At 69.5% G+C, this 3,024-nt stretch carries 3 protein-coding genes; 2 read left to right on the top strand and 1 reads right to left on the bottom strand.

Annotated elements, in window-relative coordinates; genetic code table 11:
• On the top strand, positions 1-1,430 hold a 1,430-nt coding region (locus AC1DVT_RS19190), incomplete at its 5' end, for a helix-turn-helix domain-containing protein (protein WP_477390876.1).
• 17 nt (positions 1,431-1,447) lie between these two features.
• On the opposite strand, the gene AC1DVT_RS19185 is transcribed toward AC1DVT_RS19190, so the two are convergent.
• Positions 1,448-2,527: a winged helix DNA-binding domain-containing protein gene (locus AC1DVT_RS19185; protein ID WP_477390875.1), complete on the bottom strand. Its 1,080-nt coding sequence runs from the start codon at positions 2,525-2,527 to the stop codon at positions 1,448-1,450.
• 114 nt (positions 2,528-2,641) lie between these two features.
• On the opposite strand from AC1DVT_RS19185, the gene AC1DVT_RS19180 reads away from it, so the two are divergent.
• Positions 2,642-3,007, top strand: a complete 366-nt coding sequence (locus tag AC1DVT_RS19180) for a DoxX family protein (protein ID WP_477390873.1) — start codon at positions 2,642-2,644, stop codon at positions 3,005-3,007.
• Positions 3,008-3,024: the final 17 nt, after the last annotated feature.

Here is a 3,024-nt window from a genome sequence, read left to right as displayed (position 1 = left end):
CTCTCGAACTGTCCACACTGGGCCACCGCATCCGTCATCAGCGGGTCTCGCGAGGCTTCACCCTGGACGAACTGGGCGAGCGGGTGGGTGTCGCCGGCAGCCAGCTGAGCCTCATCGAGAACGGCAAGCGCGAGCCCAAGCTCTCGCTCCTCCAGGCCATCGCCGACGCCACCGGAGCGGATGTCGCCGACCTGCTGTCGACCGAACCGCCCAACCGACGCGCGGCCCTGGAGATCGAACTTGAGCGGGCGCAGAACAGCTCGGTCTTCCGGCAGCTGGGCATCGCACCGGTCAAGGTGACCAAGGGCATGTCGGACGAGACGATCGAGACGGTGCTCGGGTTGCACCGCGAGCTGCAGCGCCGCGAGCGGGAGGCGATCGCAACCCCCGAAGAGGCCCGTCGCGCCAACACCGACCTGCGGGTGCGGATGCGCGACCACGACAACTACCTGCCCGAGATTGAGAAGCTCGCCGAGAAGCAGCTCAAGCTCGCCGGACACGTCTCCGGCGCTCTCACGCACCGGACCGTCAGCATCATGGCCGCCCAGCTGGGCTTCGAGCTGATCTACGTCAGCGATCTGCCGCACTCGGCCCGTTCGGTCACCGACCTCGAGCACGGCCGCATCTACCTGCCGCCGGCCTCGATTCCCGGTGGTCACGGGCTGCGCTCGATGGCCCTGCAGGCCATGGCCCATCGACTGCTAGGGCACCGCCCGCCGACGGACTACGCCGATTTCCTGCAGCAGCGGCTCGAGATCAACTACTTCGCCGCCTGCGGCCTCATGCCGGAAACGGCATCCGTCGCGTTCCTGCAGCAGGCGAAGAAGGACCGCAACCTCGCCGTCGAGGACTTCCGCGATGCGTTCGGGGTGACCCATGAAGCAGCCGGCATGCGGATGACCAACCTCCTCACCCGGCATCTCGGCATCCCGCTGCACTTCCTGCGCGTGGATGGCTCTGGGGCGATCTCGCGTGTCTACGAGAACGACGATCTGCCGCTGCCGATGGACGTCACCGGAGCGGTGGAAGGCCAGATCGTCTGCCGCCGTTTCCTCGCGCGGTCCGCCTTCGAAGAGCAGAACCGCACCACCGAGCACTACCAGTACACCGACACTCCCACCGGCACGTTCTGGTGCTCGACCCAGACCGGCACCACGTCGGCCGGCGAGTTCTCGATCACAGTGGGCGTGCCGTTCGACGACGCGCGGTGGTTCCGCGGGCGCGAGACCTCGAAGCGGGCGGCCTCGACCTGCCCCGACGAAGCGTGCTGCCGACGCCCGCAGGGCGATGTCGCGAGTCGCTGGCAGGGCAAGGCCTGGCCGAGCGCGCGCGTGCACATGCAGATGTTCTCGCCGCTCCCCCGCGGTGCCTTCCCCGGCGTCGACGACAACGAGGTGTACGACTTCCTCGATCGGCACGCTCAGGGCTGAGGACCGGATTCTGCGGGTCAGCCCGTGATGAAGGCGCGGTAGCGGTCGAGGGCGGCGCCGATCTCGGCATCCGTCGCCGCCTCCGGGCTGAAGAGCTCAGGGATCGGGTCGTCGGTGTGGCGGCCCATCGCGACCGAGTGCGTCCACACGCCGACGATCTCGCCGCGCGCGACGAGGATCGGACGGACGATCCCGTTCATGGCCGGCCCGATCGCGTGGAGGAACTCCGGGGCGCACGGCACCGAGCGATCGACGTACGAGAGGTAGTACTCCTCGAAGGGCGGCAGCGCCACGACATCCGCCGCGGCGGCGCTGCGCCGAGGTGCCGGTCCTGCGACGACGTACTGCGGTTCGGGCTGGTCATCCACGATCTTCAGGCGATCGGATGCCGCTTCCGCCGCAGTCCGCGACATCCCGAGCGGCAGCCCCGACCACCACGCGAAGTCGCGCGCCCCAGCAGGGCCGTGCGAGGCGACGTAGCGGACGAAGAACTCGGCGAGCGGCTCGGCCGGGGACGCGGCATCCGTGATCCACTCGTCGAACAGCACCCAGAGCTGCTCGCGGCTCGGCCCGCCCGTGCGAGCCACCACTGGGCCCTGGCAGAGCACGAGCCGGGTCGAGAGAGCATAGAGCAGGTGGTAGCCGCGCTGGCCGGCGGTCGAGATGCCACTGGCCTCGAGCACCGCGAAGACGTCCTTCCGGACGAGGCCGTTGCCGCCGCTGAGTGCCGTGCGCACGGCCCGCTCGGCGCGGACGACCTCGGCGACATCGATCCCCTCACCGCGGTGCACACGTGCGGCCTTGTCGAGCTGACGCTGGCCTGTCACCGACAGCACCCACGCAAGGTCGCGCGCCGGGATGATGTGGATCGTGCCGCGCATCGTCCACGACCGCACGATCTCGCCCCGGTCGAAGGCTGCATCGACGTCGCTCAGGGTGGGAGCTCCCTTGCTGCGGGCGGCGAGCGCGAGCCGGCCGCCCCAGAACTCCTGAGCCTGGGTCGCGAGCATGTGCGCGGCCGCCTCGGTGATCGTCGGGGCAGGCGCGCTCAGCCGATGCGACCGCAGCCGCTCGCGGCGGAGGGTCGCGTTATCCATGTGCTCATTGTGCTCCGCACGTTGGACATGCCGTCACTGGGCCACCGCGCGATGCCGCATGATGAAGGTTCGCACCGTGGGCAGCAGACTCCACGAACACCACTTGGAGAACTCATGCTCATCGCCCTCTGGATCCTCAACGCGCTCCTCGCGCTCGCCTTCCTCGCCGCCGGCACGATGAAGCTGGCGCGCTCGAAGCCCGCCCTCGCTGCAGCCGGCATGAGTTGGGCCGACGACTACAGCACCCCGCGGATCAAGGCCATCGGCGCCGCGGAGGTCGTCGGCGCATTCGGGCTGATCCTCCCGCTCGCCACCGGCATCGCGCCGATCCTCGCCCCGATCGCGGCGACCGCGCTGGCGGTCCTGATGATCGGCGCGGTCGTGACGCACGTCCGCCGCAAGGAGAACACGACCCCGTCGCTGGTGCTGGCGATCCTGTCGATCGCGAGCGCGGTGTTCGGTTTCCTCGTCCTCGCGTAGGTCCCAGGACTCCCGAG

The sequence above is a fragment of the Microbacterium sp. P2_F9 genome, from assembly GCF_056403635.1.
This window is presented reverse-complemented; position numbering and strand designations above follow the sequence as displayed.

What these genes read in the sequence shown, in the direction of transcription:
- AC1DVT_RS19185 (WP_477390875.1), bottom strand. Translation starts at nt 2,527, where the DNA reads ATGGATAACGCGACCCTCCGCCGCGAGCGGCTGCGGTCGCATCGGCTG.
- AC1DVT_RS19180 (WP_477390873.1), top strand. Translation starts at nt 2,642, where the DNA reads ATGCTCATCGCCCTCTGGATCCTCAACGCGCTCCTCGCGCTCGCCTTC.